The organism is Pantoea sp. SGAir0175 (assembly GCF_043547855.1).
The window spans coordinates 3,332,702-3,358,906 of the sequence record NZ_CP028081.1; the positions used below are offsets into that span (position 1 = coordinate 3,332,702).

The window sequence follows — 26,205 nt, forward strand, 5'->3', positions numbered from 1 at the left end:
AACAGACTGTCGCCGCACAGCCGGGAAAACCACTGTTTTCCCGCCGTGCGGTGTACCACAGCATGATGTCCGCCACGCTTCCCTGCATCGGGCGTTTCGCCCCCTCTCCTTCCGGTGATCTTCATTTCGGTTCGCTGATAGCCGCATTAGGCAGCTACCTGAGCGCGCGTGCGCAGCAGGGCCGCTGGCTTGTGCGCATTGAAGATATTGATCCGCCACGTGAAGTCGCCGGTGCCGCAACGCGCATCCTGCGTCAGCTGACCCATTATGGGCTGCACTGGGACGGCGACGTGCTGTGGCAGTCGCAGCGCCACGAGGCTTATCGCGCGGCGCTGAGTTGGCTGCGCGAACATCGTCGAAGCTACTTCTGTACCTGCCCGCGCAGCCGCATTCAGCAGTTGGGCGGCTTTTACGACGGTCACTGCCGCGATTTACATCTGCCGCCGGCCGGCGCCGCGCTGCGGCTGCGTCAGCATGCGCCGGTGTACGGTTTTGACGATCGCCTGCGCGGCCATCTGCAGGCGGAGCCGCGTCTGGCGCAGGAAGACTTTATTATTCACCGTCGTGACGGCCTGTTCGCCTATAACCTTGCGGTGGTGGTCGATGACCATTTTCAGGGCGTGACGGAGATTGTGCGCGGTGCGGATTTGATTGAGCCAACGGTGCGCCAGATTGCGCTGTATCAGCAGTTTGGCTGGCCGGTGCCGGCTTATCTGCATCTGCCGCTGGCAATTAACCCGGACGGTAATAAATTGTCGAAGCAGAACCACGCGCCGGCCTTACCGGACGGCGATCCGCGACCGGTGCTGGTGCAGGCGCTGAGCTTCCTGGGGCAGTCGGTTTTGCCGGGCTGGCAGGACCATGGGCTGGAGGCGTTGCTGGACCATGCCGTTACACACTGGGATAGCGCATCGATTCCGCGGCATGATGCGCAACAACCGGATGAGACGACAACGCCATTCCTAAATGGTTCGCAACAGGCTATGATTAGCCGCTGATTTTATTCACACCCATTTTCTCACTGTCGAGGTGTCCCATTTTTACCCGAGTCGCTAATTTTTGCCGGAGAGTCCTCAAGCGTGATGAGGAGGCCCCTGAAGAGGTGGAAACCGTAAGTCTGATGACCGTTATCCCCCGGGAAAGCCACAATATCTCACGCAAAGATATCAGCGAAAACGCTCTCAAAGTGCTGTATCGCCTGAACAAAGCCGGATACGAAGCCTATCTGGTTGGCGGCGGCGTGCGCGATTTGCTGCTGGGTAAAAAGCCGAAGGACTTTGACGTGACCACCAACGCCACGCCGGAGCAGATGCGTAAGCTATTCCGCAACTGCCGCCTGGTCGGGCGTCGCTTCCGTCTGGCGCATGTGATGTTCGGTCCGGAAGTGATCGAAGTCGCCACGTTCCGCGGCCATCATCAGGAAGAGAGCGTCGACGATCGCAACGGTTCGCAGCGCGGTCAGAACGGCATGCTGCTGCGCGACAACATTTTTGGCAACATTGAAGATGATGCGCAGCGCCGCGATTTAACCATCAACAGCCTCTATTACAGCGTGGCTGATTTCACCGTACGCGATTACGTCGGTGGCCTGCAGGATCTGCAGGAAGGCATCATCCGCATGATTGGCGATCCGGAAACGCGCTACCGCGAAGATCCGGTGCGTATGCTGCGCGTGGTGCGCTTCGCCGCCAAGCTGGACATGAGCATTGCGGCGGAAACCGCCGAGCCGATTCCCCGCCTCGCCACGCTGCTGAATGACATTCCGCCGGCGCGCCTGTTTGAGGAGTCGCTGAAGCTGCTGCAGGCCGGTTACGGTTATCGCACCTATCTGATGATGCGCGAATACCAGCTGTTCCAGCCGCTGTTCCCGACGCTGGCGCGCAACTTCACCGAACAGGGCGACAGCCCGATGGAACGCATGCTGGCCCAGGTGCTGAAAAACACCGATACCCGCCTGCACAACGACATGCGCGTGAATCCGGCGTTCCTGTTTGCGGCGATGTTCTGGTATCCGCAGCTGGAGTCAGCCGAGCAGATTGCGCAGGAGAGCGGCCTGACCTATTTCGACGCCTTTGCGCTGTCCATGAACGAAACGCTGGATGAAGCCTGCCGTGCGCTGGCGATTCCGAAACGTATCACCACGCTGATTCGCGATATCTGGCAGCTGCAGTTGCGCATGTCGCGCCGTCACGGTAAGCGCGCATGGAAGCTGATGGAGCATCCTAAATTCCGCGCCGCCTACGACCTGCTGGCGCTGCGTGCAGAAGTCGAGAACAACGCCGAGCTGCTGCGCCTCAGCCAGTGGTGGGGCGAGTTCCAGTCGGCGGTGCCGACACAGCAGAAAACCATGCTCAACACCCTGGGTGACGATCCGGCTCCGCGCCGTAAACCGCGCCGTCCACGCCGTCGTCCTGCTGGCCCGCGCCGCGACAGCAACCACAGCGCGTCATGACGCGGGTCTATCTCGCCTTAGGCAGTAATCTCGCCGATCCGCTGCATCAGGTTGATGCAGCGCTGGCCGCGCTGGATGCCATTCCCGATACCCACCGCGTCGCCACCTCCGCGTTTTATCGCACGCCACCGTACGGCCCGCCGGATCAGCCGGATTACCTCAACGCCGTGGTGTCGCTGGAGACCACACTGGCCGCGGAAACGCTGCTCGATCACACCCAGCGCATTGAGCTGGAGCATGGCCGGGTGCGCAAAGCCGAACGCTGGGGCCCGCGCACGCTGGACCTCGATATTATGCTTTTCGGCAATGCAGTGATCCACACGCCTCGCCTGACGGTGCCGCACTACGATATGCACAACCGCGCCTTCATGCTGGTGCCGCTGCTGGAGATTGCGCCAGCGCTGCGCCTGCCGAACGGTCAGCCGCTGGCCGGCATTCTGGCGACGCTGGACCGCAGCAGCATCCGCTTGTGGTCTGCCTGACGCGGCAGAATCGCACGCCCGTCGTATCGCCTTTGCAATCAATCCAGTACACTGCGCGCATCAGAAAATGCTGGAGATTGCGATGAAACCCACCACCCTCTCTCACTTACGCCAGCTGAAAGCCAGCGGCCGCAAGTTCGCCACGCTGACCGCCTACGATTTCAGCTTCGCGCGCCTGTTTGCCGACCAGGGCATTCCGCTGCTGCTGATTGGCGATTCGCTCGGCATGACCGTGCAGGGCCATGATTCCACGCTGCCGGTGACGGTCGACGATATTGCTTATCACACCGCCGCCGTGCGGCGCGGTGCGCCCAACGCGCTGGTGATGGCCGACCTGCCGTTTATGAGTTACGCCACGCCGCAGCAAACCTTTGACAGTGCCGCGCAGCTGATGCGCGCCGGTGCCAACCTGGTAAAACTGGAAGGCGGCGCCTGGCTGGCAGAGACCGTGCGCATGCTGACCGAGCGCGCCGTGCCGGTGTGTGGTCATCTGGGATTGACGCCGCAGTCGGTTAATATCTTCGGTGGCTACAAGGTGCAGGGGCGCGATGAAGCGGCAGCCGAGCGCCTGCTGGCGGATGCGCTGGCGCTGGAAGCGGCCGGCATGCAGCTGCTGGTGCTGGAGTGCGTGCCGGTCGCGCTGGCTGAGCGCGTCACAAAAGCGTTATCGGTACCGGTGATCGGCATCGGTGCCGGTAACGTCACCGACGGCCAGATTCTGGTGATGCACGACGCGTTTGGTATTACCGGCGGCCACATTCCAAAATTTGCCAAAAATTTCCTTGCGGAAACCGGCGACATTCGTGCGGCAATTCGCCAGTATATGGCCGACGTTGAGGCAGGCACCTACCCTGCTGCCGAACACAGTTTCCAGTAAATCAGGAGATTTGCAGTGCTGATCATTGAAACGCTGCCGCTGCTGCGCCGTGAGATTCGACGCTGGCGCCAGGCAGGTAAACGCATCGCGCTGGTGCCCACTATGGGTAACCTGCATGAGGGGCATCTGACGCTGGTGGATGAAGCACGCCAGCGCGCAGATATCGTGGTGGTATCGATCTTCGTTAACCCGATGCAGTTTGATCGCGCCGACGACCTGGCGCGCTATCCGCGCACGCTGCAGGACGATTGTGAAAAACTCAATCGCCACAGCGTCGACCTGGTCTTTGCCCCGGCGCCGGCCGATGTCTATCCGCAGGGTCTCGACAGCCAGACGTTTGTTGAAGTCCCGGGCCTCTCCTCGCTGCTGGAGGGCGCCAGCCGTCCCGGTCATTTCCGCGGCGTGGCCACCATCGTTAGCAAGCTGTTTAATCTGGTGCAGCCGGATATCGCCTGTTTTGGCGAGAAGGATTTTCAGCAGCTGGCGATCATCCGCAAGATGGTGGCGGACATGGGCTTTGACATTGACATCGTTGGCGTGCCGACGGTGCGCGCCAAAGACGGTCTCGCGCTCAGCTCACGTAACGGCTATCTTACTGCCGATGAACGCAAGCTGGCGCCGGTGCTCAGCCAGGTGATGAACAGCATGGCGCAGCGCCTCAGCAACGGCGAGCGGCACGTGGATGAGATTATTGAGCACGCCGAACAGACGCTGCGCGATCAGGGCCTGCGCCCCGACGGCCTGGCCATCTGCGATGCCGATACGCTGCAGCCGCTGACGGTCGACAGCCAGCGCGCAGTGATTCTGATGGCCGCCTGGCTCGGTAATGCGCGTTTGATTGATAATCAGCAAGTGGATCTGACGGTTTAACGCCGTCGTTTATGGGCAGCATGTACCCGCTACACACTGCGCGGTAGAAACCGGCCGCGCACGGGTATAACAAAGGTATCACGCTATGATTCGTACCGTATTACAAGGCAAATTGCACCGCGTAAAAGTGACGCAGGCGGATTTGCATTATGAAGGCTCCTGCGCCATCGATCAGGATTTTCTTGATGCCTCCGGCATTCTGCAATACGAAGCCATCGACATCTATAACGTCACCAACGGCCAGCGCTTCTCTACCTATGCCATTGCCGCCGAGCGTGGCTCGAAAATCATTTCGGTCAACGGCGCAGCCGCGCGCTGTGCCTGTCAGGGCGATCTGCTGATCATCTGTTCTTATGTGCAGGTGGAAGATGAAGTGGCGCGCAGCTGGCAGCCCAAAGTGGCCTACTTCGACGGCGATAACGAGATGAAACGTATCGCTAAAGCGCTACCGGTGCAGGTGGCCTGATCATCCCGCGCGCTGTACGGACAGCGCGCCTTTTCCTTATACGCCCGCCAGCTGCGGCTGCCCTTTGCGCTTCAGCGTAAACAACCAGTCAAACCATCCTTTTGCCCGCAGTACGCACAGCGCCGTTGGCAACGCCAGCGCGACGCTGAACGCCAGCACAAAATGCAGGTCAGCCAGCCACGCAGAGTGGCCGTCGTGGCGCAGCAATTTACTGCACACCTGAATCGCCAGATAGTGCGACAGATAAAACACAATCGAATGGCGGCCAACGTAGTTAACCGCCCGCAGATTGATACGGCAGGCCAGCGCAACGAACAGCGGGATTGAGGGCAGCGCCAGCGGCAGCAGCCACGGCGAATGCTGACGCAGCCCGCCCCACAGGCTGAACGCCGCGAGCAGCATAAAGGCGATCAGCGACAGCAGCAGCGGCGTACGACGCTGCGCGAACGCGGCAATATCAATATCCTGGCGCACCAGCCAGTCGGCGCTGTAGAAGAAGGCAAACAGCACCAGCGACTTGTTCAGATGCAGGTTGTCGAAACTGGCAAACAGCGAGTCAGGCGGCACCGGCGGCAGCAGCACCGCACCGGCAACGCACAATGTCAGCACCAGCGCCGCGGGCAGGCGGCGCGCCGGGATAATCAGCACAAAGAACAGAAACAGCGAGTGCAGAAACCAGGTGATATCGCCGCCGCTCAGATGGCCGAGCGCGATGGCCAGCGGCGACTGTGGGTGATTGGCCATCGCGCTGAAGGTCCACTTCAGCCCGCCGTAGATCAGCGCCCAGACGGCAAACGGATAGAGAATGCTGCTGACTTTGTTTCGCAGATAGCGCGCCTGCCCGTGGCGTAAACCGCTGGCGACGAACAGTCCGGAGACAAAGCACATCAGCCCCATACGCACCGGCGCCAGCAGCTGATTCACCAGCTCGTTAAAGGCAGTGAAGTGCCCGGCCTGCTGGTTCACTGCAATCATGCAGTGCAAAAAAATCACCGCCAGAATGCTCATGCCGCGTAAATTATCAATCCATGATACCCGATTCACTCTTCGCTTCCCCGCTGCTTTTTTGGTCAGCGGCCACTATGGGGAAAGCCACAGACTGAAAGCACAAGACGCGTCTGGAATTGCGAAGAGTGGGTAAAAAAAAGCCGCCGCCGGACGACGCCGGCAGAGGCTTCTTATTCGGAGCTGCGCCTCAGGTGCGCAAGCCACGTCCGCGCTGAATCAGCGCATACACCAGCACGTAAAACACCACGATAAACGCCACCAGCACTGACAGCGTCAACACCAGCGGAACATCATTGATACCAAGGAAGCCATAGCGGAACCCGCTGATCATGTACACCACCGGATTGAGCTTCGACACCGCCTGCCAGAACGGCGGCAGCAGCGCCAGCGAGTAGAATACGCCACCGAGGTAAGTTAACGGCGTCAGCACGAAGGTCGGGATCAGGCTGATATCGTCAAAGGTGCGCGCAAACACCGCATTCAGCAGGCCCGCCAGCGAGAACAGAATCGCCGTCAGCAGCAGCGTGATCGCCACCATCGGCCACGAGAATACGTGGAACGGCACGAAAAACAGCGACACCGCCGTCACCAGCACGCCCACGCACACGCCGCGCGCTACGCCGCCGCCGACATAACCGGCGATAATGATGTGCGTCGGCACCGGCGCCACCAGCAGCTCTTCAATGTTGCGCTGGAACTTGGCGCTGAAGAATGACGAGGCGACGTTGGCGTAAGCGTTGGTGATTACCGCCATCATAATCAGGCCCGGCACGATAAACTGCATATAGCTGAAGCCGTGCATATCGCCGATGCGTGAGCCGATCAGATTGCCAAAGATAATGAAGTACAGCGTCATGGTGATCACCGGCGGCACCAGCGTCTGAATCCAGATGCGGGCAAAACGGTTGATCTCTTTGCTCCAGATACTCTTGAGCGCCACCCAGTACAGATGCGTCATGCGGTTACTCCTGTTTTTCCCTGCGTCAGGCTGACGAACAGCTCTTCCAGACGATTCGCTTTATTGCGCATGCTGAGCACCTGCACGCCCTGCGCGCTCAGCTGGCTGAATACGCTATTCAGCCCCTGTTCACGCATCACTTCCACTTCCAGCGTTGAGGTATCAACCAGACGATACTGGAAGCCCTCCAGCTGCGGCAGCGGGCTGCGCGGCGCCAGGTCGAGGATAAAGGTTTCCGACTGCAGCTTGGACAGCAGCCCTTTCATTGAGGTGTTCTCCACCAGCTCGCCGCTCTGGATGATGCCGATGTTACGGCACAGCATTTCCGCCTCTTCCAGATAGTGGGTAGTCAGGATGATGGTGGTGCCTTTGGCGTTCAGCTCTTTCAGGAACACCCACATTGAGCGGCGCAGTTCGATATCCACACCAGCCGTCGGCTCATCAAGAATCAGTAGTTTCGGTTCATGCATCAGCGCACGGGCAATCATCAGCCGGCGCTTCATGCCGCCGGACAACATGCGCGCCCGTTCGTTACGCTTGCCCCACAGGTCGAGCTGATTGAGGTATTTTTCCGCGCGCTTGTTCGCTTCGGCGCGTTCCACGCCGTAATAACCGGCCTGATTAACCACAATCTGCATCACGGTTTCAAACGGGTTAAAGTTGAATTCCTGTGGCACCAGCCCAAGCTGCCGCTTGGCGTTGACCACATCTTTCTGCAGGTCGTAGCCAAACACGCGCACGCTGCCGCTGGATTTGTTTACCAGCGAGCTGATAATGCCAATGGTGGTGGACTTACCGGCACCGTTAGGGCCCAGTAAGGCATAAAAGTCGCCTGCTTCCACGTTGAGATCGAGGCCTTTCAGCGCCTGTACGCCGCCGGGATAGGTCTTGGTCAGCCCGGAAAGTTCCAGTGCATAAGTCATTGCGAGTCCGTACCCTGTTGTAGTGACATCATAGCCATATGAAATGATAGTGCGCTCGCGTCGAGCGTGCGGGGTTATTCAGCGATAACGGTTGTGAAATCAAAGGAATTGCGCAGAGTGATAACCCACCACACTCTACCACTCTGCGTACCGCAGGAAAACGCGTGCCGAGCCCGTAAGTCATTGAGTTACGGGCTGCGCATCTTATCGCAGGCGGAGGGAATCAGCCTTGGAAGATTGTGCGGTTATTCGTCCAGCAGCGTAACTTTGCCGATATACGGCAAATGACGATAGCGCTGTGCGTAGTCGATACCGAAGCCGACCACGAACTCATCCGGAATGGTAAAGCCGACAAACTCGACCGGCACCTCAACTTCACGACGCTCCGGCTTATCCAGCAGCGTGCAGATCGCCAGCGATTTTGGCTCACGCAGCTGCAGAATTTCACGCACTTTGCTCAGGGTGTTACCGGAGTCGATGATGTCTTCGACGATCAGCACATCTTTGCCGCGAATGTCTTCATCGAGATCTTTGAGGATTTTCACGTCGCGCGTGGAAGACATGCCGCTGCCGTAGCTGGAGGCGGTCATGAAGTCGACTTCGTGCGCGACATCAATGGCGCGGCACAGGTCTGCCATAAACATGAAGGAGCCACGCAGCAGGCCGACCAGCACCATTTCGCTGCCGCTGTTGCGGTAGTGCTCGCTGATCTGCTTGCCCAGTTCGGCAATACGGGTTGCGATCTCCTGCTCAGAGATCATCACGTCGACGGTGTGTTTCATTGCATTCGCCTAAGAAGGTTTTCAGAAAGCCGCGCATTCTATCATAGTCGACGCACAGGCTAACGCCGCGCACAGAACGCAAACGTTATCGTGGCGAAATTTATTGCGCTGGCGTTAACTGTAAGCATCCTGCCCGCTCTCTCTGGAGATCCCTATGGCCGCTTCATCAGGTAAAAAAACGCAGATCGGCACGCGTGAACTGCATCCGGAAACGCAGATGCTCAACTACGGTTACGATCCGCGCCTGTCAGAAGGTGCGGTGAAGCCGCCGGTGTTTCTGACGTCAACCTTTGTGTTTAACAGCGCCGAAGAGGGCAAAGAATTTTTCGATTTCGTTGCCGGCCGCCAGCAACCGCCGGCGGGCAAAAGCGGCGGGCTGGTCTATTCCCGCTTCAACCACCCTAACAGCGAGATCGTCGAAGATCGGCTGGCCATTTATGAAGGTGCCGAAAGCGCCGCGCTGTTCTCTTCCGGCATGTCGGCGATTGCCACCACGCTGCTGACCTTTGCCCGTCCCGGCGAAGTGATCCTGCACTCGCAGCCGCTGTACGGCGGCACCGAAACGCTGCTGAGCAAAACGCTGCACGATCTGGAGATCAAAGCGGTGGGGTTCAGCGACGGCACCGACGAAGATAAAGTGTATGAGGCCGCGAAGCTGGCGTGGCAGCGCGGGCGCGTCGCGATGATTCTGATTGAAACGCCGGCCAACCCCACCAACAGTCTGGTAGATATCCAACTGATGCGTCAGGTGGCAGAGGTGATCACCCAGCAGCAGGGCTCCCGGCCGATTCTCGCCTGCGACAACACCCTGCTCGGCCCGCTGTTTCAGCGTCCGCTGCAGCACGGCGCGGATATCTCGCTCTACTCGCTGACCAAATATGTCGGCGGTCATTCCGATTTGATTGCCGGCGCCGCGCTGGGCAGCCGGGCGTTAATCAACAAAGTGCGTTCGCTGCGCAGCGCGATTGGCACCCAGCTCGATCCGCACTCCAGCTGGATGATTGGCCGCTCGCTGGAAACGCTGTCGCTGCGCATGGAGAAAGCCGCCAGCAATGCGGAACAGGTCGCGGCATTTTTACGCGATCACGCGCAGGTGGCGAAACTGCACTGGTTGCCCTATCTCGACGCCAGCAGTCCGGCAGGCGAAACCTGGCAGCGCCAGTGCAGCGGTGCCGGTTCCACCTTCTCCTTTGATATCGAGGGCGGCCAGGCTGCGGCATTCCGCTTTCTCAACGCGCTGGCGCTGTTCAAACTGGCGGTGAGCCTCGGCGGCACCGAGTCGCTCGCCAGCCATCCCGCCAGCACCACCCATTCCGGCGTGCCGCAGGAGGTGCGGGAGCGCATCGGCATCACCGACGCGACGGTGCGCCTGTCGATCGGCATCGAACATGCCGATGATTTGATTGAGGATATCCGCCTGGCGCTGGAAGCGGCCGTCAGCTCACCGTAAAGCCCAGCATCATGCCGGTATCTTCATGCTCCAGCAGATGGCAGTGCGCCATATAGGCATTTTCAGTATCGGCGACGTAGTTGAAGCGCACCAGCACTTCACTGCGCCAGCCGTTGACGCTGACCATGTCTTTCCAGCCGGCGCGATGCGCCGCAGGCGGCTTGCCGTTTTCGGACAGAATGCGGAACTGCGTGCCGTGAATGTGGAACGGGTGCAGCATGGCGTCGCCTTCGCCGGAGATGGTCCATTTTTCATATTTGCCCAGCGGCACGGCAAACATGGGCTTTTCCATGTTGAAGGCCTGGCCGTTGATTTTGTTGCCGTTGTGGAAATCATATGCGGCGCTGCTGGCGTGGTTACCCTGATCCATCGCCATATCGCCGTGATCCATGTTGCCATGATCCATCGCGCCATGGTCCATGTTCATGCTGCCATGATCCATCGCTTTGCCCGCGCCGTGCTGGCTGCCCATCGCTTTGGCACCGTAGCGCTGCTGCAGCGCCTGCATGCCCTGCTGATCCAGCTGCGGATCCATCATTAGCTGCAGCCAGCGGCTCTGCAGCCCTTCCGTTGCCGGCAGCGGCGGCACATCCACCAGCTGGTCCGGCAGCGTACCGCTGGCCATCACGCGCAGCGGCAGAATCTGCACCAGCGGCAGCGGCTGATCGAACGGCGCCAGCGTCATGCCCATCTGCGTGACCGGCAGCGTTACGATATCGAAGGTTTTGCCGTCTGAAGTATCCACCAGCACTTCAAAGCGCTCGCCCGGCAGCAGCGGCAGGCTCTCCACCTTCACCGGTTCAGCCAGCAGGCCACCGTCGCTCGCCACCACGTACAGCGGACGTTTATCGCTGGCGGCGATGTGCAGCGAGCGCGCGTTGCAGCCGTTGAGCAGGCGCAGCCGCAGCCAGCCGCGCGGCACCGCGTGCTGCGGATACGGCACGCCGTTGGTCAGCATCAAATCGCCAAACCAGCCCACGGCGGCGCGCATGATATCCAGCTGATAATCGATACGCGTGCCGTCCTGAGTGAGCTGCTTATCCTGGAAAATCAGCGGCACATCATCTTCGCCCCACTGCATCGGCAGCCGCAGCTTGCCGGACGCCTCATCTTCCAGCAGTACCAGCCCCGCCAGCCCCTGCGCCACCTGATAGCCGGTTTTGCCGTGCTGATGCGGATGGAACCAGCAGGTCGCCGCCGGTTGATCGGGGGTAAAACTCACCTGACGCGTGGCGCCGGGCGCAATCAGCGCCTGCGGACCGCCATCCACCGCGCCGGGAATTTCCAGCCCGTGCCAGTGCAGCGTGGTGGCTTCCGGCAGGCGATTATGAATATTGACGGTGACGCTTTTCTCACGCTGCAGCCGCAGCGCCGGGCCGAGCAGGCTACCGTTGTAACCCCAGGTTGGGACGGATTTGCCGTTCCACTGGCTGCTGCCGGTCATGGCGGTCAGCGTGTACTGGCCGTGTGCATCGGGCTCCAGCAGCGACGGGATGGGCAACAGCGGGCGCGTAGCGGCCATCAGCGAGCGGCTCCAGAAGGGCAGCGCGCCGGCTGCACTGAGGGCGGCAGTCAGCTTGAGAAAATGACGACGTTGCATATTCATATCCTTATCGTGAATAGGGGCACAGCGTAAACCTTTCCCCTGCGGGAGGGTCAAGCGATGAAAGCGCCCGCCGGGATAAAAAACGCGCCAGTGGCCCATTTAGCCAAATTTAGCGGAATCCCGGCAATAACTGTGCTAACGTCATTAAATTGTCCCTTGTTGAGAACGATTATGACGAAAAGCATCAAGATCCTGCTGCTGGCGGGACTCCTTGGCTTCTCCTCCACCAGTTTTGCCCTGAGCGAATCCGAAGCAGAAGATCTGGCTGACCTCACCGCCGTGTTTGTCTATCTGAAAAATGATTGCGGCTATCAGGATCTGCCCGACGCGCAGATTCGTAAAGCACTGGTGTTTTTTGCCCAGCAAAACCGCTGGGATCTGAGCAATTACAGCGCTTACAACATGAAATCCCTCGGTGAAGAGAGCTACAAAGATTTGAGCGGTATCGCCATTACCAACGACAAAAAGTGTAAGTCGCTGGCGCGCGATTCCCTCAGCCTGCTTGCCTACGTGAAATAATCCTCCGCCCTGCGCTGCTGTTAACGCCCTGACCGTGCAAGCACGGTCATAATTCGTTATGCTTTTTTCTGGCATTATTGCGCGTTAACAGCATAAGGAGCGCTCCGGCATGGCCGACAAAGAGACCTGGCATGAGACGCTGCATAGCGGCTTTGGCCAATATTTCAGCGTAGACAATCTGCTATACCACGATAAAACCGCGCATCAGGATCTGGTGATCTTTGAGAACGCCGCGTTTGGCCGCGTGATGGCGCTGGACGGCGTGGTGCAAACCACCGAGCGCGATGAGTTTATCTATCACGAAATGATGACGCACGTGCCGATTCTGGCGCACGGCAATGCCCGGCGCGTATTGATTATCGGCGGCGGTGACGGCGCGATGCTGCGCGAGGTCGCCCGGCATCAGCGCGTTGAGCACATCACCATGGTGGAAATTGATGCCGGCGTGGTGAATTTCTGCCAAACCTATCTGCCTAATCACAGCGCCGGCGCCTTTGACGATCCGCGTCTGCAGCTGGTAATCGACGATGGCGTTAACTTCGTCAGCCAGACGCAGGAACGGTTTGATGTGATCATCTCCGACTGTACCGATCCAATCGGTCCCGGCGAGAGTCTGTTCACCTCGGCGTTTTATGCCGGCTGCAAACAGGCGCTCAATCACGGTGGCGTGTTTGTCGCGCAGAACGGCGTCTGCTTCCTGCAGCAGGATGAAGCGGTCAACAGCCACCGCAAACTCAGCCACTATTTCGCTGACGTCAGCTTTTACCAGGCGGCGATTCCGACTTACTACGGCGGCATCATGACCTTCGCCTGGGCGAGCGACGATCCGGCGCTGCGCCAGCCGGACCTTGCGACGCTGCAGTCACGTTTTGCCGCGGCCGGACTGCCCTGCCGTTACTACACGCCACAGCTGCACATCGGCAGCTTTGCCCTGCCGCAATATCTTTTAAACGCGCTCAGCTGATCTCAGGAGGTGAACCCAATTGCAAAAGCTAAAACTACATGGCTTCAATAATCTGACCAAAAGCCTGAGTTTTTGTATCTACGACATTTGCTATGCCAATAGCGAAGCCGAACGTGATGGCTATATCGCCTATATTGATGAGCAATATAACGCCAACCGCCTGACGGAAATCCTCACCGAGACCTGTTCGATTATCGGTGCTAACGTGCTGAATATCGCGCGCCAGGATTATGAGCCGCAGGGTGCCAGCGTGACGATTCTGGTCAGCGAGGAGCCGATCAATCCGCAGGATATCGATAATTCCGAGCATCCCGGCCCGCTGCCCAATTCGGTGGTCGCGCACCTCGACAAGAGTCACATCTGCGTGCACACCTATCCGGAAAGTCACCCGGAAGGCGGTTTATGTACCTTCCGCGCCGACATTGAAGTCTCGACCTGCGGCGTGATTTCGCCCCTGAAGGCGCTGAATTATCTCATCCACCAACTGGAGTCGGATATCGTGACCGTGGATTACCGCGTGCGCGGCTTCACCCGCGACGTCAATGGCGTGAAGCATTTCATCGACCATGAGATCAATTCTATTCAGAACTTCATGTCCGAGGATATGAAAGCGATGTACGACATGGTGGACGTTAACGTTTATCAGGAAAACATCTTTCATACCAAGATGTTGCTGAAAGAATTTGATCTGAAGTATTACCTGTTCAACACCAAACCTGAAGAGCTGAGCCCGCAGGAGCACAAGCGCATCACCAATCTGCTGTGGAAGGAGATGCGTGAGATTTACTACGGACGCAATATTCCGGCGACGGGATTGAAGTTGTTATAACTCAGCGCCAGCAGTGGGTGAAGGCTGCGCCGCGGTAGCGCAGCGCACGTCATTCACCCGCTGATGCGGGCGGCACATTTACGCGGTCAGCTGCAGGCCAATGCCGCGCTCGCGCAAATCACGGCATACCGCTTCATCAAGGCGGGAATCGGTCACCACATCGGTCAGGCTATCAATCGGTGCCGCGCAGTACAGCGACCATGAACCATATTTGCTGCTGTCGGCCAGCAGAATACGCCGGCGCGCGTTGGCCAGCAGATCCATCTTCAGCCCGGCTTTGTCTTCCGTCGGCGTGGTAATACCGCGCTCAATGCTCCATGAGTTACAGCTGACAAACGCAATGTCCGGATTGATGCTGCGCAGCAGGCGCCGGCCGTGCTCACCAATGCACGACTGGCTGGAGTCGTCGATGCGGCCGCCGATGATGGTGGTCTCAATCTGTTTAAACTCCGACAAAAACAACGCAATGTGCAGATCGGCGGTGATCACCCGCAGCTGCAAATGGGTCAGCTGTCGTGCCAGTTCCAGCATGGTGGTGCCGGCATCCAGCACTACCGCATCGCCGGACTGCACATAGCTGGCGGCGAACTGGGCGATGGCCTGCTTCTCCGCCAGGTTACGCTGCATCTTCTCCAGCGTGGTCGGCTGCGTCGGGATAAAGCGGTTCAGCGTGACGCCGCCGTGGCTGCGGCTAATCACCCCTTCCTTGTCCAGCTTAATCAGATCGCGGCGAATGGTGGCTGGCGAAGCAGAAATGGCGCTCACCAGCTGTTCAACAGTGACCAGATTATGACTTTTGAGATAGTCCATAATCTGGTCGAGACGGCTTTGTCCCTTCATATTTCCCTATGCAAGCTGCATCGCGAGTTTTATCGAGATCGCCATGCTCGCAGAGTTCGCTTTACCTGTCCAGGCGATATCAAATGCCGTGCCGTGGTCGGCGGAAGTGCGGATAAACGGCAGTCCCGCCGTGATGTTGACGCCATCGTAAAAGCCAAGCAGTTTCAACGGGATATGTCCCTGATCGTGGTACATCGCCACCACCATATCGTACTGCCCCTGCTGGCACTGTAAAAACACCGTATCCGGCGGGCACGGGCCATGGACATCAATGCCCTGCTGCTTCATTGCCTGGATCGCTGGCGTCACCGTGGTGATCTCTTCATCCCCAAACAGGCCATTCTCGCCCGCGTGCGGATTGACCCCGGCGACGGCGATGCGCGGTTGGTCATAGCCCACGCGGCGCAGGAAGCTGTCAGCCATGCCGATCACCGTCTGAATACGTTCGCCGTTCAGCGTGTCGAGGAACTTACGCAGCGCGATGTGCGTGGTCACGTGGATCACTTTCAGATGGTCGGTATACAGCACCATGGCGTAATTTTTGGTCTGGGTCAGCTGTGCCAGCAGTTCAGTGTGACCGGGATAAAGGTGGCCCGCCGCGTGCAGCGCCTCTTTGTTCAGCGGGGCGGTGGCAATCGCCTGCACGTCGCCCGCCAGCGCCAGTTCGGTGGCGCGCTTCACGCAGCGCCAGGCCAGATCGCCGGCCTGCTTCTGTACCTTGCCCGGCTGCAGCGCGTCAGGATCGGCCAGCGGCTCATCGATGACGTTAATGATGCCCGGTGCGAAATGCGCATCCTGCACGCTGTCCAGCACGCGCAGCTCGGCCTGCGGCGTAATGTTCAGCGCCAGCACCCGACGCAGCGTCGCGGCACAGCCGACCACCACCGCCGGAATGCCCGCCAGCTCCCCTTCCGCCAGCGCTTTAATGATGATTTCCGGGCTGATGCCCGCCGGATCGCCCATGGTCACCGCAATAGTGTTATTCACTCGACTTCTCCTCAATAAAACGAATGGCTTCTGCCAGGGTGTTTTCATCACCAAAGCCACCCGCTTTGGTCATCACCGGCAGGTGTAATTCACTGTTAAGCAGAACCCCGTGCGGCACACAGCCCGCCACCTGGCCCTGAATCTGAAAGCCGCTGGCCCCGAATGCCTGCGCCACCGCGATGGCCACGTCACCGCCGGAAAGAAACAGGCCGGCAGGCTGAATGTGTGCGCAGACGGCGCGCGTCAGCTGCGCCAGAAACTGGCAGATGCGCTCGCCGAGCTGCTGGCGCGTAATCTGCTGCTGCTGACACAGCTGCGCAATCGCGTGGCGCTGATCAGCCTGTTGCGTGGTGCGCACCACACAGTGCACGCCCTCGCGCAGCGCCTGGACCATCGCCTGCTGCCAGGCTGCCGCCTGCGGCCATGCCGGTGTGGCAAACAGCTGGCAAATATCAATATCAATCAAGCAGATGTCACGCTGGCTGGCGAGCCGGGCGATTTGCTGCTGCGCCATGGCGCTCATCGAACCGACTATCGCCAGCACCGGGCGAGAGGGCCGCGCAGCAAGATGCGCACCCAGCGCATCGCTTAACCCGGACGCGCCGACCAGCAGCGGACGTTCCGGCAGCGTCGCGGCAGCCGCGATAATGGCGTTGATATCCGCCTGCTGTTCCGCGTCCAGTACCAGCAGGCCCTGACTGGTCACCAGCCGTGCGGCCAGCGTGCCGCTGCGTACCGTGGCAAGATCGATCTGCTCGCCTGGCAGGTCGCATTGCATCTGCAGGCGCGTCAGCACGTTACTGCTGGTCACCGGGGTTTTAGGATCGCTGGCAAATTCGGTGTCAGTCAGGCGCTGCTGATGGATCCACACTTCCCCGCCGCGCGTGATGCGGCCCAGCTTAGGCACCGCCGGCACCACCAGCGCCAGCCGTTTCGCGCTGACCTGCAGCGCGGCCGCCACCTCAGCGCCTGGATTGCCGCGCAGCGTTGAGTCAATCTTCTTAAACAGCCAGCCGTGTTGCGCTATCTGCTGATGCGGCTGCATGGCGGCATGTGTACGGCTGGCGGCTTCCGCTGCGCTGACCGCACGGCTATCGGTACTGATCACCAGCACATCCGCTGCGCCGGCATCCGGGGGCGTCAGGTTATTGAACAGCACGTGGACGCGTGCGCCGGCCAGTGCGAAGCCGCTGCCTGCGTCGTTGGCGCCGGTAAAATCGTCGGCAATCACCAGAACGGGCGTTTTCCATGGCGATGAAGTCATTCTCTCTCCTGTCACGGCCCCTTGCCGTGCTGCATTTGATTATATTCAATCATGATTGATTATATGTGAGCAAGATCAAATTAATTGAAATCGATATCGCCTATAAATTTAGCCTCAGAAAGAGATACACCTCGCACAGCATTGAGCAAACCTAATCATAATGTGCAAAACCGTTATAAGGGCATGACATGAATATCAACAGCACCGTGATCAGTGGCTATCAGGCTCTGAACGATCTCAGCTATTTACTGCAGGATAAGCAGAAGGCGTTGCTGGTCACGGATAAAAACATTCTGGGTATTCCGGCGGTGCAGGCGCTTGTCGCCCGGCTGCAGCAGCAGATCGCCAGCCTGAGCCTGGTTGATACGGTGCCGCCCGAGCCGAGCCAGCATGATGTGGCGGCGATTGTTGCGGCGCTGCCGCACGGCGACGTCGATCTGGTGATAGGCATTGGCGGCGGCAGCGTACTGGATGTGGCGAAGCTGCTGTCCGTGCTATGCGTGGCCGATGCGCCAACCCTGACGGCGCTGCTGGCCGGTGAGAAGCCGCACACGCGTACCGCTTCTTTACTGATCCCAACCACGGCCGGCACCGGCTCGGAAGCCACGCCCAACGCCATCCTTGCCATTCCGGAGAAAGAGACCAAAGTCGGTATTATTTCGCCGGTGATGCTGCCGGACTACGTGGCGCTGATTCCGGAACTTACCACCAGCATGCCGGCGCACATCGCCTCGTCGACCGGAATTGATGCGCTGTGCCACCTGATTGAGTGCTTTACCGCCACCGTGGCCAATCCGGTGAGTGATAACTATGCGCTGATCGGCATGAAAAAGCTGTTCGCCAGCCTCGAAAAGACCCTTGCCGAACCGGACAACCTGGAAGCACGGCTGAATATGTTGTGGGCGTCCTACTACGGCGGAGCGGCGATCGCCCATGCCGGGACACACCTGGTGCACGCCATGTCGTATCCGCTGGGCGGCAAGTATCATCTGCCACACGGCGTGGCCAACGCCATTCTGCTGGCGCCGTGCATGCAGTTTGTGCGTCCGGCGGCGGTGAGCAAGTTCGCGCAGGCCTACGATCTGCTGCCGGATGCCGATAGTGCACTGGATGAAGAGGCCAAATCGCACGCGCTGGTGGCCTATTTCGCCGCGCTGGTGCAGCGCCTTAAACTGCCGGCCAGCCTGGAAGCACTGGGTATCGGGCCGGATCATCTGCCGTATCTGGTCGAAGCCGCGCTGGACGTGCAGCGCCTGATGAAGAATGTACCGATGAAAGTCAGCGCCGACGATGTGCGCAACGTCTACCTGACGCTGTTTCCGGCGTTAAATCACTCAGCATGAGCGGGGAAATCATGAGCAAAAATATTCAGGGCGTACTGACCGCCATCGTCACCACTTTTGATCGCGACGGAGCCTACAATCCTGCCGCGCAGCGTGAACAGATTCAGCGTCAGCTGAGCGCCGGCAACGGTATTTTCTGCGGCGGCACCAACGGGGAGTTTTTCGTGCTGAACGAGCAGGAAAAGCTGGCGGTGACCGAGACCTGCGTCGACGAAGTAAACGGCACTGCACCGGTGGTGGCGCACATTGGCGAGATCTCGACGCGTGAGACTATCCGGCTGGGCAGGCAGGTAGCAAAGCTGGGTGTGGATGCCGTCTCGGTGATCACCCCTTACTTTGTCCCGCTTAAACAGGAAGAGCTGATTGATCACTACCGCGCCGTGGCCGACGCCCTCGACGTCCCGCTGTTTCTCTACAACATTCCGGCGCGCACCGGTAATACGCTGCAGCCGGAAACCGTGCGTACGCTGGCAGCGCATCCCAACATCATTGGCATCAAAGACAGCGCCGGCAGCTACGAAAGTCTGAGCGGCTTTCTGCAGGCAGCGGCAGGTATTGCGCATTTCAATGTACTGAACGGGCCGGATTCACTGATTCATCAGGGCTTCGTCGATGGCTGCTCCGCCTGTATTTCCGGGCTGGCTAACGTGGCACCGAAAGAGATTAACGCCATCTGGGCGCGCTTCCATGCCGGCGACATCGCCGGATCGCGCGCCGCTCAGGAGAACGTCACCGGCCTGCGTACCGATCTCTACAGCATCGGTTTCTCCCCGGCGGCGGTGAAAAAAGCCGTGGCGCTGCTCGGCTATGAGGTTGGCGACAGCCGCTATGCGGTGCGCTTCTCTGCGGAGGAAGAGCAGAAGATCCGCCAGATCGTGAATCAGTATTTGCAGTAAAGCCAGTAAATTCAAAGCACTTACCGCACGCAGCTGTGGTAGCGGCGCGATTCATCGCGCAATACAGGCGCCGCTCCCCCCTGCCGCCATCAGGGTTAGGGTTAATCTGACGGTGGCGGGGCGGATTCAGGCAGCGATGGCTGCCGTTATTAACACCGGGACGCATTTGCTATGAAAGTCATCTGTACTTCACCTTCGTTCGCCCGCTATGACGCCGCGCCGATCGACACACTGCGCCAGCAGGGCTTTGAGCTGATTACGCTGCCCGCCGACGCGCCGCTCAGCGCGCTGGCGCCGCATCTCGCCGACACCGTCGCCCTGATCGTGGCCTTTACCGAGGTCAACGATGCGCTGCTGTCGCTGGCACCGCAGCTGAAAATTGTCTGCAAGCACGGCGTAGGCGTCGATAACATCGACCTCGACGCGACGCGTGCGCGCGGTATTTACGTGACAAACGTGCCGGACGCGAACAAACACGCGGTTGCCGATTTCGCCTTTGCGCTGATTCTCAATAGCGCGCGCCAGATCACCACCGCCGCAATAGAGACCCGCGCCGGCCACTGGCCACGCATTTTTGCCACCGACGTCTACGGCAAAACGCTCGGCATCATCGGCCTGGGCAATATCGGTAAGCAGGTGGCACTGCGCGCTAAAGGCTTCAATATGCGCATCCTCGCCTTCGATTTTTATCCCGATGACGCCTTCGCCGCCGAACACGGCGTGACGTTTGTCAGCCTCGATCAGCTGACGGAGCACAGCGACTTCATCACCTTACATATGCCGCTCACCGACCAGACGCAAAACCTGTTCGACGCCGCGCGCCTGAAGCGCATGAAGAAGAGCGCGTTTCTCATCAACGCGTCACGCGGTGGCGTAGTGAATGAGCAGGATCTCTACCAGGCATTGCAGGATAACGTGATTGCCGGTGCGGCGGCGGATGTCTTTGTGCAGGAGCCGCTGGCGCAGCATCCGCTGTTCACCCTGAGCAACTTTATCCCCACGGCGCACCTTGCCGGTTATACCGACGGTGCTATCAGCGCCATCGGCGAACGCTGCGTGACGCAGATTGTGCAGTGTATCAAACAGGGCGAACGCCCGATGAATGTCATGAACGGGCTGGCCTGACGCCGCCCTCCTCTGTCACCCTTTTCGCGTGGATAATGATTATGACCAACACCGCACGCTCAACACGCATCAGATGGTGGATCGCCGGCCTGATGTGGCTGGCCATTGCCATTAACTATATTGATCGTACCGTACTCTCTGCCGCCGCACCGCACCTGATCACCGAGCTCGACATCAATCCGGAGATGATGGGCTTTATCATGGCAGCATTTTTCTGGTCCTACGCGCTGTTGCAGATCCCGGCAGGCTGGTTTGCCGACCGCTTCGGCCAGAAAAAAGGCCTCGGTATCGCTGTCGGCTGGTGGTCGATTGCCACCATGGCGATGGGGCTCGCCACCGGCTTTAAATCGCTGCTGGCGCTGCGTCTGGCGCTCGGCGTGGGTGAAGCAGCGGCTTATCCCAGCAACGCCGGTATTACCGCGCGCTGGTTCCCGGATCGCGAGCGCGCCACCGTCTCAGGCCTGTTCGACAGCGCATCAAAATTTGGCGGGGCCGTCGCCATGCCGCTGATCGTCTTTATGATCGCGCTGTTCGACTGGCGTCTGACCTTTCTGGCGATTGGTGCCGTCGGGCTGATCTGGGTCATCGCCTGGTATTTCATTTATGCCGAGAACCCGGAAGACCATAAAGCGATCAGCGCCGATGAAGTGCGCCTGATCCGCGATGGCCAGGCGCAGAAGCACGGCGATAAGAACGTGCGGCCGATGAAGTGGTACAAGCTGCTGCGCTACCGCAACATCTGGGCGATGTGTATTGGCTTCTTCACCATCAATTACACCTCCTACTTCTTTATCACCTGGCTGCCAACCTACCTGGTGAAAGACAAAGGGATGGATTTCCTGAAAATGGGCATGGTGGCGGCGCTGCCGCTGATCTGCGGCATGGTGATTGAGGTGCTGGCGGGCTGGGCGTCGGACCGTATGGTGCATAAAAAAGTGCTGTCGCTGACCGCCACGCGCAAGCTGTTCCTGACGATTGGCCTGCTGATGGCGCTGTGCATCGGGTTCGCGCCGTTCACCGATTCCGTGTTCATGACGGTACTGCTGCTGTGTATTGCTAAGTCCGGCACCACCGTCGCGGCCTCTCAGGTGTGGGCGCTGCCGGGCGATGTTGCGCCCACCAACAGCGTGTCAATTGTTGCCGGGCTGCAGAATACCGTCTCCAATATGGGCGGCGCGGTCGGGCCAATCATTACCGGCGCTATCGTCGGTGCCACCGGCCACTTTACCTGGGCGCTGGTGTTCTCGGCGGTGCTGGTGGTGATCGGAATCCTTAACTATCTGTTCCTGCTCGGTAAGGTCGAACCGATTGTGGATGAGGAACCTTTATCCCACGCCCGTTCCGCCATTAACGGCGTGTAAACTGCGCAACGGCAGTGGCGCCCCGGCTGCGGGCGCCCGTTAGCGGCCGGCCATAAACCGGCGATAAGCAGCAATCACCGCGAGAAAATCCTCCACGCCGCAGAACGACAGGCTCTCCTCATCGTAATAAGTCATGCCCTCTTCCAGGCCGTCATCCTCTAACGCCAGCTGATTGGCGCGGATCATCACCTCTTCCTCATCCAGCCACAGCGTATATTCGTGCCCGACGCGCTGCCACTGCTGCTGCGTGCCTTTGACTGCACGCACCGCGGCTTCGACTTCATCCAGCAGCGCAAAGTTCTCTTTCACCTCTTCATTGAACCAGTGCCCCACCGCTTCGTGGTCCATCGACATGCGTACCCGGACCTGACCGGTCACGTCACGCAGAAATTCATATTCCATGTTGGCCTCATACCAGTGGCGCGCCAGACGGCACGCTTTCGTGCATTTTGTGCGCAGCGCGCGCAAGAAAGTGGGATCGCGCTCGCATTATGCCTGGAGACGGCGAGGGAAAAAAGCGCATAAAAAAAGGGACGATGCGCTCGTCCCTTTTTCACTGGCAGGCGTATTTTACACCGCGGTCTGGAAAATCACTCCATCCGCTTTTTCGGTGTACTGGCCCAGCTGATCGAAGTTCAGGTAGCGGTAGGTGTCGGCAGCGGTTTTATCCACCTGCACCATAAACTGCTGATACTCGTCCGGCGTAGGCAGTTTACCCAGCAGGGAAGCGACCGCGGCCAGCTCGGCTGATGCCAGGAACACATTGGCACCGGTACCCAGACGGTTCGGGAAGTTACGGGTGGAGGTGGAAACCACCGTCGCGCCGTCTTTCACGCGCGCCTGGTTACCCATGCACAGTGAACAGCCCGGAATCTCGATACGCGCACCGCTCTTACCAAAGACGCTGTAGTAGCCCTCTTCTGTCAGCTGCGCGGCATCCATCTTGGTTGGCGGCGCTACCCACAGGCGGGTCGGCAGCTGGCCTTTGTGCGCGTCCAGCAGTTTACCTGCCGCACGGAAGTGACCGATGTTGGTCATGCACGAACCGATGAACACTTCGTCGATCTTCTCGCCCTGCACGTCAGACAGCCAGCGTGCGTCGTCCGGATCGTTCGGCGCACACAGGATTGGCTCTTTGATTTCCGCCAGATCGATTTCGATTACCGCTGCGTATTCCGCATCGGCATCGGCTTCCAGCAGTTGCGGATCGGCCAGCCATTTTTCCATGCCCTGGATACGGCGCTCCAGCGTACGACGGTCGCCGTAGCCTTCGGAGATCATCCACTTCAGCAGTACGATGTTGGAGTTCAGATACTCGATGATCGGCTCTTTATCCAGCTTGATGGTACAACCCGCAGCAGAACGCTCGGCCGAGGCATCGGTCAGCTCAAACGCCTGCTCAACTTTCAGCTTCGGCAGACCTTCGATTTCCAGCACGCGACCGGAGAAGATGTTTTTCTTGCCTTTCTTCTCAACGGTCAGCAGGCCCTGCTTGATGGCGTACAGCGGAATCGCATGCACCAGATCGCGCAGCGTGATGCCCGGCTGCATTTCGCCTTTGAAGCGCACCAGCACTGACTCCGGCATATCCAGAGGCATTACGCCCGTCGCCGCGGCAAACGCCACCAGACCAGAACCGGCCGGGAACGAGATGCCAATCGGGAAGCGGGTGTGTGAGTCACCGCCAGTGCCGACGGTATCCGGCAGCAGCATACGGTTCAGCCAGCTGTGAATCACGCCATCGCCTGGACGCAGCGAAACACCGCCACGGTTCATGATGAAGTCCGGCAGCGTGTGGTGTGTAGTGACATCGACCGGCTTCGGATAAGCGGCGGTGTGACAGAAGGACTGCATCACCAGATCGGAGGAGAAGCCCAGACACGCCAGATCTTTCAGTTCATCACGGGTCATTGGACCGGTGGTGTCCTGAGAGCCGACCGAGGTCATTTTCGGTTCACAGTAGGCGCCAGGACGAATCCCTGCCACGCCGCAGGCGCGGCCCACCATTTTCTGCGCCAGCGAGTAACCACGGTTGCTTTCGGCCACATCTTTGGCTTTGGTGAACACATCGCTGTGCGGCAGACCCAGCGACTCACGCGCTTTGGTGGTCAGGCCGCGACCGATAATCAGCGGAATACGGCCACCGGCGCGCACTTCATCCAGCAGCACGTCAGTTTTCAGCGCAAAGGTCGCCAGCAGTTCATTGGTCTCGTGATTGCGTACTTCACCTTTGTATGGGTAAACGTCAATCACATCGCCCATGTTCAGGCGCTCGACGTCGAGTTCGATCGGCAGCGCGCCGGCATCTTCCATGGTGTTGAAGAAGATCGGCGCGATTTTACCGCCGAGGCACAGACCGCCGCCTTTTTTGTTCGGCACATACGGAATGTCGTCACCCATGAACCACAGCACTGAGTTGGTCGCGGACTTACGTGAAGAACCGGTACCAACCACGTCACCGACGTAGGTCAGCGGGAAGCCTTTCTGCTGCAGAGCTTCAATTTGTTTGATCGGGCCAATGTTGCCAGCATCGTCGGGTTCGATGCCGTCACGTGGGTTTTTCAGCATCGCCAGCGCGTGCAGTGGAATATCCGGACGTGACCATGCATCCGGCGCCGGAGAGAGGTCGTCGGTGTTGGTTTCGCCGGTCACTTTGAACACGGTGGTGGTGATTTTTTCTGCCAGCTTAGGACGCTTGAGGAACCATTCTGCATCAGCCCAGGACTGGAGGATTTTCTTCGCGTGGGGATTACCCGCTTTGGCTTTCTCTTCGACGTCGTAGAAGTTATCGAACATCAGCAGCGTGTGGGACAGTGCTTCAGCGGCAATCGGTGCCAGAGCCTCATCGTCAAGCGCCTCGATCAGCGCATGGATATTGTAGCCGCCCTGCATGGTGCCCAGCAGTTCGACTGCTTTTTCACGAGTGACCAGAGGAGAGTGGGCTTCGCCCTTTGCGATAGCTGCCAGGAATCCGGCTTTTACATACGCCGCTTCATCAACACCCGGCGGGACACGGTTGACCAGCAGGTCAGTCAGGAATTCTTCTTCACCCGCTGGCGGGTTTTTCAGCAGTTCAACCAGCGCGGCCATCTGGGAAGCATCTAACGGCTTAGGTACGATTCCCTGGGCAGCACGCTCGGCAACGTGCTTACGGTATTCTTCTAGCACGACGTTCTCCTCGCTCTCATTGTATAGCTTTCCGGTGCACCTGTTGATGCTGTCAAACAGTAGGGTGAGGTGCCCGGTTCTGCGTCGGCCAGCATAGCAGGATTTCGGCTGATTGTTAATCCGTTTACAAAAAAGCAACATCCGCGCGTTATTTAGCAGATTTGTCTGCGCTTTGCGCCAGGAGAGACGCCAGAATGGCCGTGACAGCGGCTGTTCGCGCCTGTGCCGATAGCCAGCGGAGCCAGGGTGTAGCGCGTAATTTGTTGCATCCGGCCTTCACGCAGCGAATCCATAACCTGCAATCCCCTTTCAGGCCGGTTCATTCACTTTTGGTTATGTGCTAATGCGCTTGCACTAAACGGCTACCGTTCAGCTTCCCATACGTTTTCCTGAGGAAAAATTAATACCACATCACCTGATAAATATTGAACGCAATGCCTTGCGCACATCTAATTAATTATCAACGCAGTGCCGGTTTAAATGAATCTTTAAACTTAGTCATTCAATTAAAATAAACCCTTAAAAAATAACTGCGATTTAAAAAAGAGATAAAAAATAAAAGAGGAAATGATAAATAAATAGCGTAGACTGCCTGCGGGCGCTTGAGGCTATCTGCCTTAAGATCTGCAAAAGAAATTGAGGTGGATGGTGGAAGGTGAACCGTGCGATTAATTTTCATTAACCGCACGGGTGAGCCACTACCCTACACCCAGACAGTGTCAGGGTAATGGCTTGCTCGTGCTAATGCAAGGAGTAAGTGATTATGAAGGTGAAATTCAGCACGCTGATTATCAGCGGGCTCATCCTGTTAGGTTTATGCCTGGCAAATCGCAGTTCACTGTGTGAATTACGATTGCGGATATTCGCGGCTGAATTATCGGCTGTCATGGCTTACGAAGCACAACAGTAAACTTCAATAGCGGAGGGTTTCCTCCGCTATTCCGGCAACGTTTAACGTGTTGCTCCTGCGCCCGCTTTTATCTATTCAACTTACTTTTTCAATTAATAAAAAAACGGCTCCTTACAGGAGCCGTT

The 26,205-nt window shown here is 58.7% G+C and carries 25 protein-coding genes; 15 read left to right on the forward strand and 10 right to left on the reverse strand.

All coding sequences use genetic code 11. From position 1 onward, the window contains the following. Positions 1-62 precede the first annotated feature (62 nt). From gluQRS to panD, 6 genes are all read left to right on the forward strand, one after another. Entirely contained in the window at positions 63-998 is a 936-nt protein-coding gene (gene gluQRS, locus C1N56_RS15715) for a tRNA glutamyl-Q(34) synthetase GluQRS (RefSeq protein WP_394516850.1), read from the forward strand. Between the two features lie 38 nt (positions 999-1,036). Beyond that, entirely contained in the window at positions 1,037-2,452 is a 1,416-nt protein-coding gene (gene pcnB, locus C1N56_RS15720; RefSeq protein WP_206099480.1) for a polynucleotide adenylyltransferase PcnB, read from the forward strand. Further along, the gene (gene folK / locus C1N56_RS15725) at positions 2,449-2,934 is read left to right on the forward strand and encodes a 2-amino-4-hydroxy-6-hydroxymethyldihydropteridine diphosphokinase (protein WP_150360710.1); all 486 of its coding nucleotides are present in this window, start codon (positions 2,449-2,451) and stop codon (positions 2,932-2,934) included. The genes pcnB and folK overlap by 4 nt, the downstream gene beginning before the upstream one ends. 82 nt (positions 2,935-3,016) lie before the next feature. Further along, positions 3,017-3,811 (forward strand): 3-methyl-2-oxobutanoate hydroxymethyltransferase, encoded by a 795-nt coding sequence (panB, locus tag C1N56_RS15730; protein ID WP_088516660.1) that lies wholly within the window; start codon positions 3,017-3,019, stop codon positions 3,809-3,811. A 15-nt stretch (positions 3,812-3,826) separates the two neighbouring features. Next, positions 3,827-4,681 carry a pantoate--beta-alanine ligase gene (gene panC / locus C1N56_RS15735; RefSeq protein ID WP_021507517.1) on the forward strand — a complete coding sequence of 285 codons (855 nt, stop codon included), beginning with the start codon at positions 3,827-3,829 and terminating at the stop codon, positions 4,679-4,681. Between the two features lie 85 nt (positions 4,682-4,766). Next, complete coding sequence (gene panD / locus C1N56_RS15740) at positions 4,767-5,147, forward strand: aspartate 1-decarboxylase (RefSeq protein ID WP_021507518.1); 381 nt, start codon at positions 4,767-4,769, stop codon at positions 5,145-5,147. Positions 5,148-5,183: 36 nt separating this feature from the next. On the opposite strand, the gene C1N56_RS15745 is transcribed toward panD, so the two are convergent. The 4 genes from C1N56_RS15745 to hpt all read right to left on the reverse strand — a co-directional run bounded on the left by C1N56_RS15745 (position 5,184) and on the right by hpt (position 8,818). Beyond that, positions 5,184-6,191, reverse strand: a complete 1,008-nt coding sequence (locus C1N56_RS15745; RefSeq protein ID WP_058780458.1) for an acyltransferase family protein — start codon at positions 6,189-6,191, stop codon at positions 5,184-5,186. A 151-nt stretch (positions 6,192-6,342) separates the two neighbouring features. Continuing rightward, positions 6,343-7,113 (reverse strand): ABC transporter permease, encoded by a 771-nt coding sequence (locus C1N56_RS15750; RefSeq protein ID WP_021507520.1) that lies wholly within the window; start codon positions 7,111-7,113, stop codon positions 6,343-6,345. Continuing rightward, a complete protein-coding gene (locus tag C1N56_RS15755) occupies positions 7,110-8,036 on the reverse strand; it encodes an ABC transporter ATP-binding protein (RefSeq protein WP_021507521.1) in 927 nt (308 codons plus the stop codon). The genes C1N56_RS15750 and C1N56_RS15755 overlap by 4 nt, the downstream gene beginning before the upstream one ends. Before the next feature lie 245 nt (positions 8,037-8,281). Then, a complete protein-coding gene (gene hpt, locus C1N56_RS15760; RefSeq protein ID WP_021507522.1) occupies positions 8,282-8,818 on the reverse strand; it encodes a hypoxanthine phosphoribosyltransferase in 537 nt (178 codons plus the stop codon). A 154-nt stretch (positions 8,819-8,972) separates the two neighbouring features. Between hpt and C1N56_RS15765 the strand changes: the two genes are divergently transcribed. Next, complete coding sequence (locus C1N56_RS15765) at positions 8,973-10,268, forward strand: cystathionine gamma-synthase family protein (protein ID WP_058759511.1); 1,296 nt, start codon at positions 8,973-8,975, stop codon at positions 10,266-10,268. On the opposite strand, the gene cueO is transcribed toward C1N56_RS15765, so the two are convergent. Next, a complete protein-coding gene (gene cueO, locus C1N56_RS15770) occupies positions 10,255-11,868 on the reverse strand; it encodes a multicopper oxidase CueO (RefSeq protein WP_141496262.1) in 1,614 nt (537 codons plus the stop codon). The genes C1N56_RS15765 and cueO overlap by 14 nt on opposite strands. A 177-nt stretch (positions 11,869-12,045) precedes the next feature. On the opposite strand from cueO, the gene C1N56_RS15775 reads away from it, so the two are divergent. The 3 genes from C1N56_RS15775 (at position 12,046) to speD (ending at position 14,186) form a co-directional block, all read left to right on the forward strand. Next, positions 12,046-12,393: a YacC family pilotin-like protein gene (locus C1N56_RS15775; RefSeq protein ID WP_021507525.1), complete on the forward strand. Its 348-nt coding sequence runs from the start codon at positions 12,046-12,048 to the stop codon at positions 12,391-12,393. A 109-nt stretch (positions 12,394-12,502) separates the two neighbouring features. Beyond that, a complete protein-coding gene (gene speE / locus C1N56_RS15780) occupies positions 12,503-13,357 on the forward strand; it encodes a polyamine aminopropyltransferase (RefSeq protein WP_394516851.1) in 855 nt (284 codons plus the stop codon). A 19-nt stretch (positions 13,358-13,376) separates the two neighbouring features. After that, the gene (gene speD, locus C1N56_RS15785; protein WP_058770602.1) at positions 13,377-14,186 is read left to right on the forward strand and encodes an adenosylmethionine decarboxylase; all 810 of its coding nucleotides are present in this window, start codon (positions 13,377-13,379) and stop codon (positions 14,184-14,186) included. A 78-nt stretch (positions 14,187-14,264) separates the two neighbouring features. Here speD and C1N56_RS15790 read toward each other — a convergent pair whose 3' ends face one another. From C1N56_RS15790 to C1N56_RS15800, 3 genes are read right to left on the reverse strand one after another with little or no spacing between them, the layout of a single operon-like run. After that, entirely contained in the window at positions 14,265-15,026 is a 762-nt protein-coding gene (locus tag C1N56_RS15790) for a DeoR/GlpR family DNA-binding transcription regulator (RefSeq protein WP_022547144.1), read from the reverse strand. A gap of 6 nt (positions 15,027-15,032) precedes the next feature. Then, entirely contained in the window at positions 15,033-16,061 is a 1,029-nt protein-coding gene (locus tag C1N56_RS15795; protein WP_370515548.1) for a D-threonate 4-phosphate dehydrogenase, read from the reverse strand. Further along, positions 16,006-17,277, reverse strand: coding sequence for a D-threonate kinase (locus tag C1N56_RS15800; RefSeq protein ID WP_238561175.1), 1,272 nt, complete (start codon positions 17,275-17,277; stop codon positions 16,006-16,008). The genes C1N56_RS15795 and C1N56_RS15800 overlap by 56 nt, the downstream gene beginning before the upstream one ends. 188 nt (positions 17,278-17,465) lie before the next feature. On the opposite strand from C1N56_RS15800, the gene C1N56_RS15805 reads away from it, so the two are divergent. The 4 genes from C1N56_RS15805 to C1N56_RS15820 all read left to right on the forward strand — a co-directional run bounded on the left by C1N56_RS15805 (position 17,466) and on the right by C1N56_RS15820 (position 22,002). Then, positions 17,466-18,620 (forward strand): iron-containing alcohol dehydrogenase, encoded by a 1,155-nt coding sequence (locus C1N56_RS15805; RefSeq protein ID WP_058780452.1) that lies wholly within the window; start codon positions 17,466-17,468, stop codon positions 18,618-18,620. An 11-nt stretch (positions 18,621-18,631) separates the two neighbouring features. Next, positions 18,632-19,516, forward strand: coding sequence for a dihydrodipicolinate synthase family protein (locus tag C1N56_RS15810; protein ID WP_394516852.1), 885 nt, complete (start codon positions 18,632-18,634; stop codon positions 19,514-19,516). A 171-nt stretch (positions 19,517-19,687) separates the two neighbouring features. Further along, positions 19,688-20,641, forward strand: coding sequence for a phosphoglycerate dehydrogenase (locus tag C1N56_RS15815; protein ID WP_058770607.1), 954 nt, complete (start codon positions 19,688-19,690; stop codon positions 20,639-20,641). A gap of 41 nt (positions 20,642-20,682) precedes the next feature. Continuing rightward, on the forward strand, positions 20,683-22,002 hold the full coding sequence (locus C1N56_RS15820) for an MFS transporter (protein WP_021507533.1): 1,320 nt from the start codon (positions 20,683-20,685) through the stop codon (positions 22,000-22,002). Between the two features lie 39 nt (positions 22,003-22,041). On the opposite strand, the gene yacL is transcribed toward C1N56_RS15820, so the two are convergent. After that, positions 22,042-22,404: a protein YacL gene (yacL, locus tag C1N56_RS15825; RefSeq protein WP_031279698.1), complete on the reverse strand. Its 363-nt coding sequence runs from the start codon at positions 22,402-22,404 to the stop codon at positions 22,042-22,044. A gap of 168 nt (positions 22,405-22,572) precedes the next feature. Then, positions 22,573-25,170, reverse strand: a complete 2,598-nt coding sequence (gene acnB / locus C1N56_RS15830; protein WP_152999258.1) for a bifunctional aconitate hydratase 2/2-methylisocitrate dehydratase — start codon at positions 25,168-25,170, stop codon at positions 22,573-22,575. A 763-nt stretch (positions 25,171-25,933) separates the two neighbouring features. Between acnB and C1N56_RS15835 the strand changes: the two genes are divergently transcribed. Beyond that, complete coding sequence (locus C1N56_RS15835; protein WP_021314460.1) at positions 25,934-26,080, forward strand: Hok/Gef family protein; 147 nt, start codon at positions 25,934-25,936, stop codon at positions 26,078-26,080. Positions 26,081-26,205: the final 125 nt, after the last annotated feature.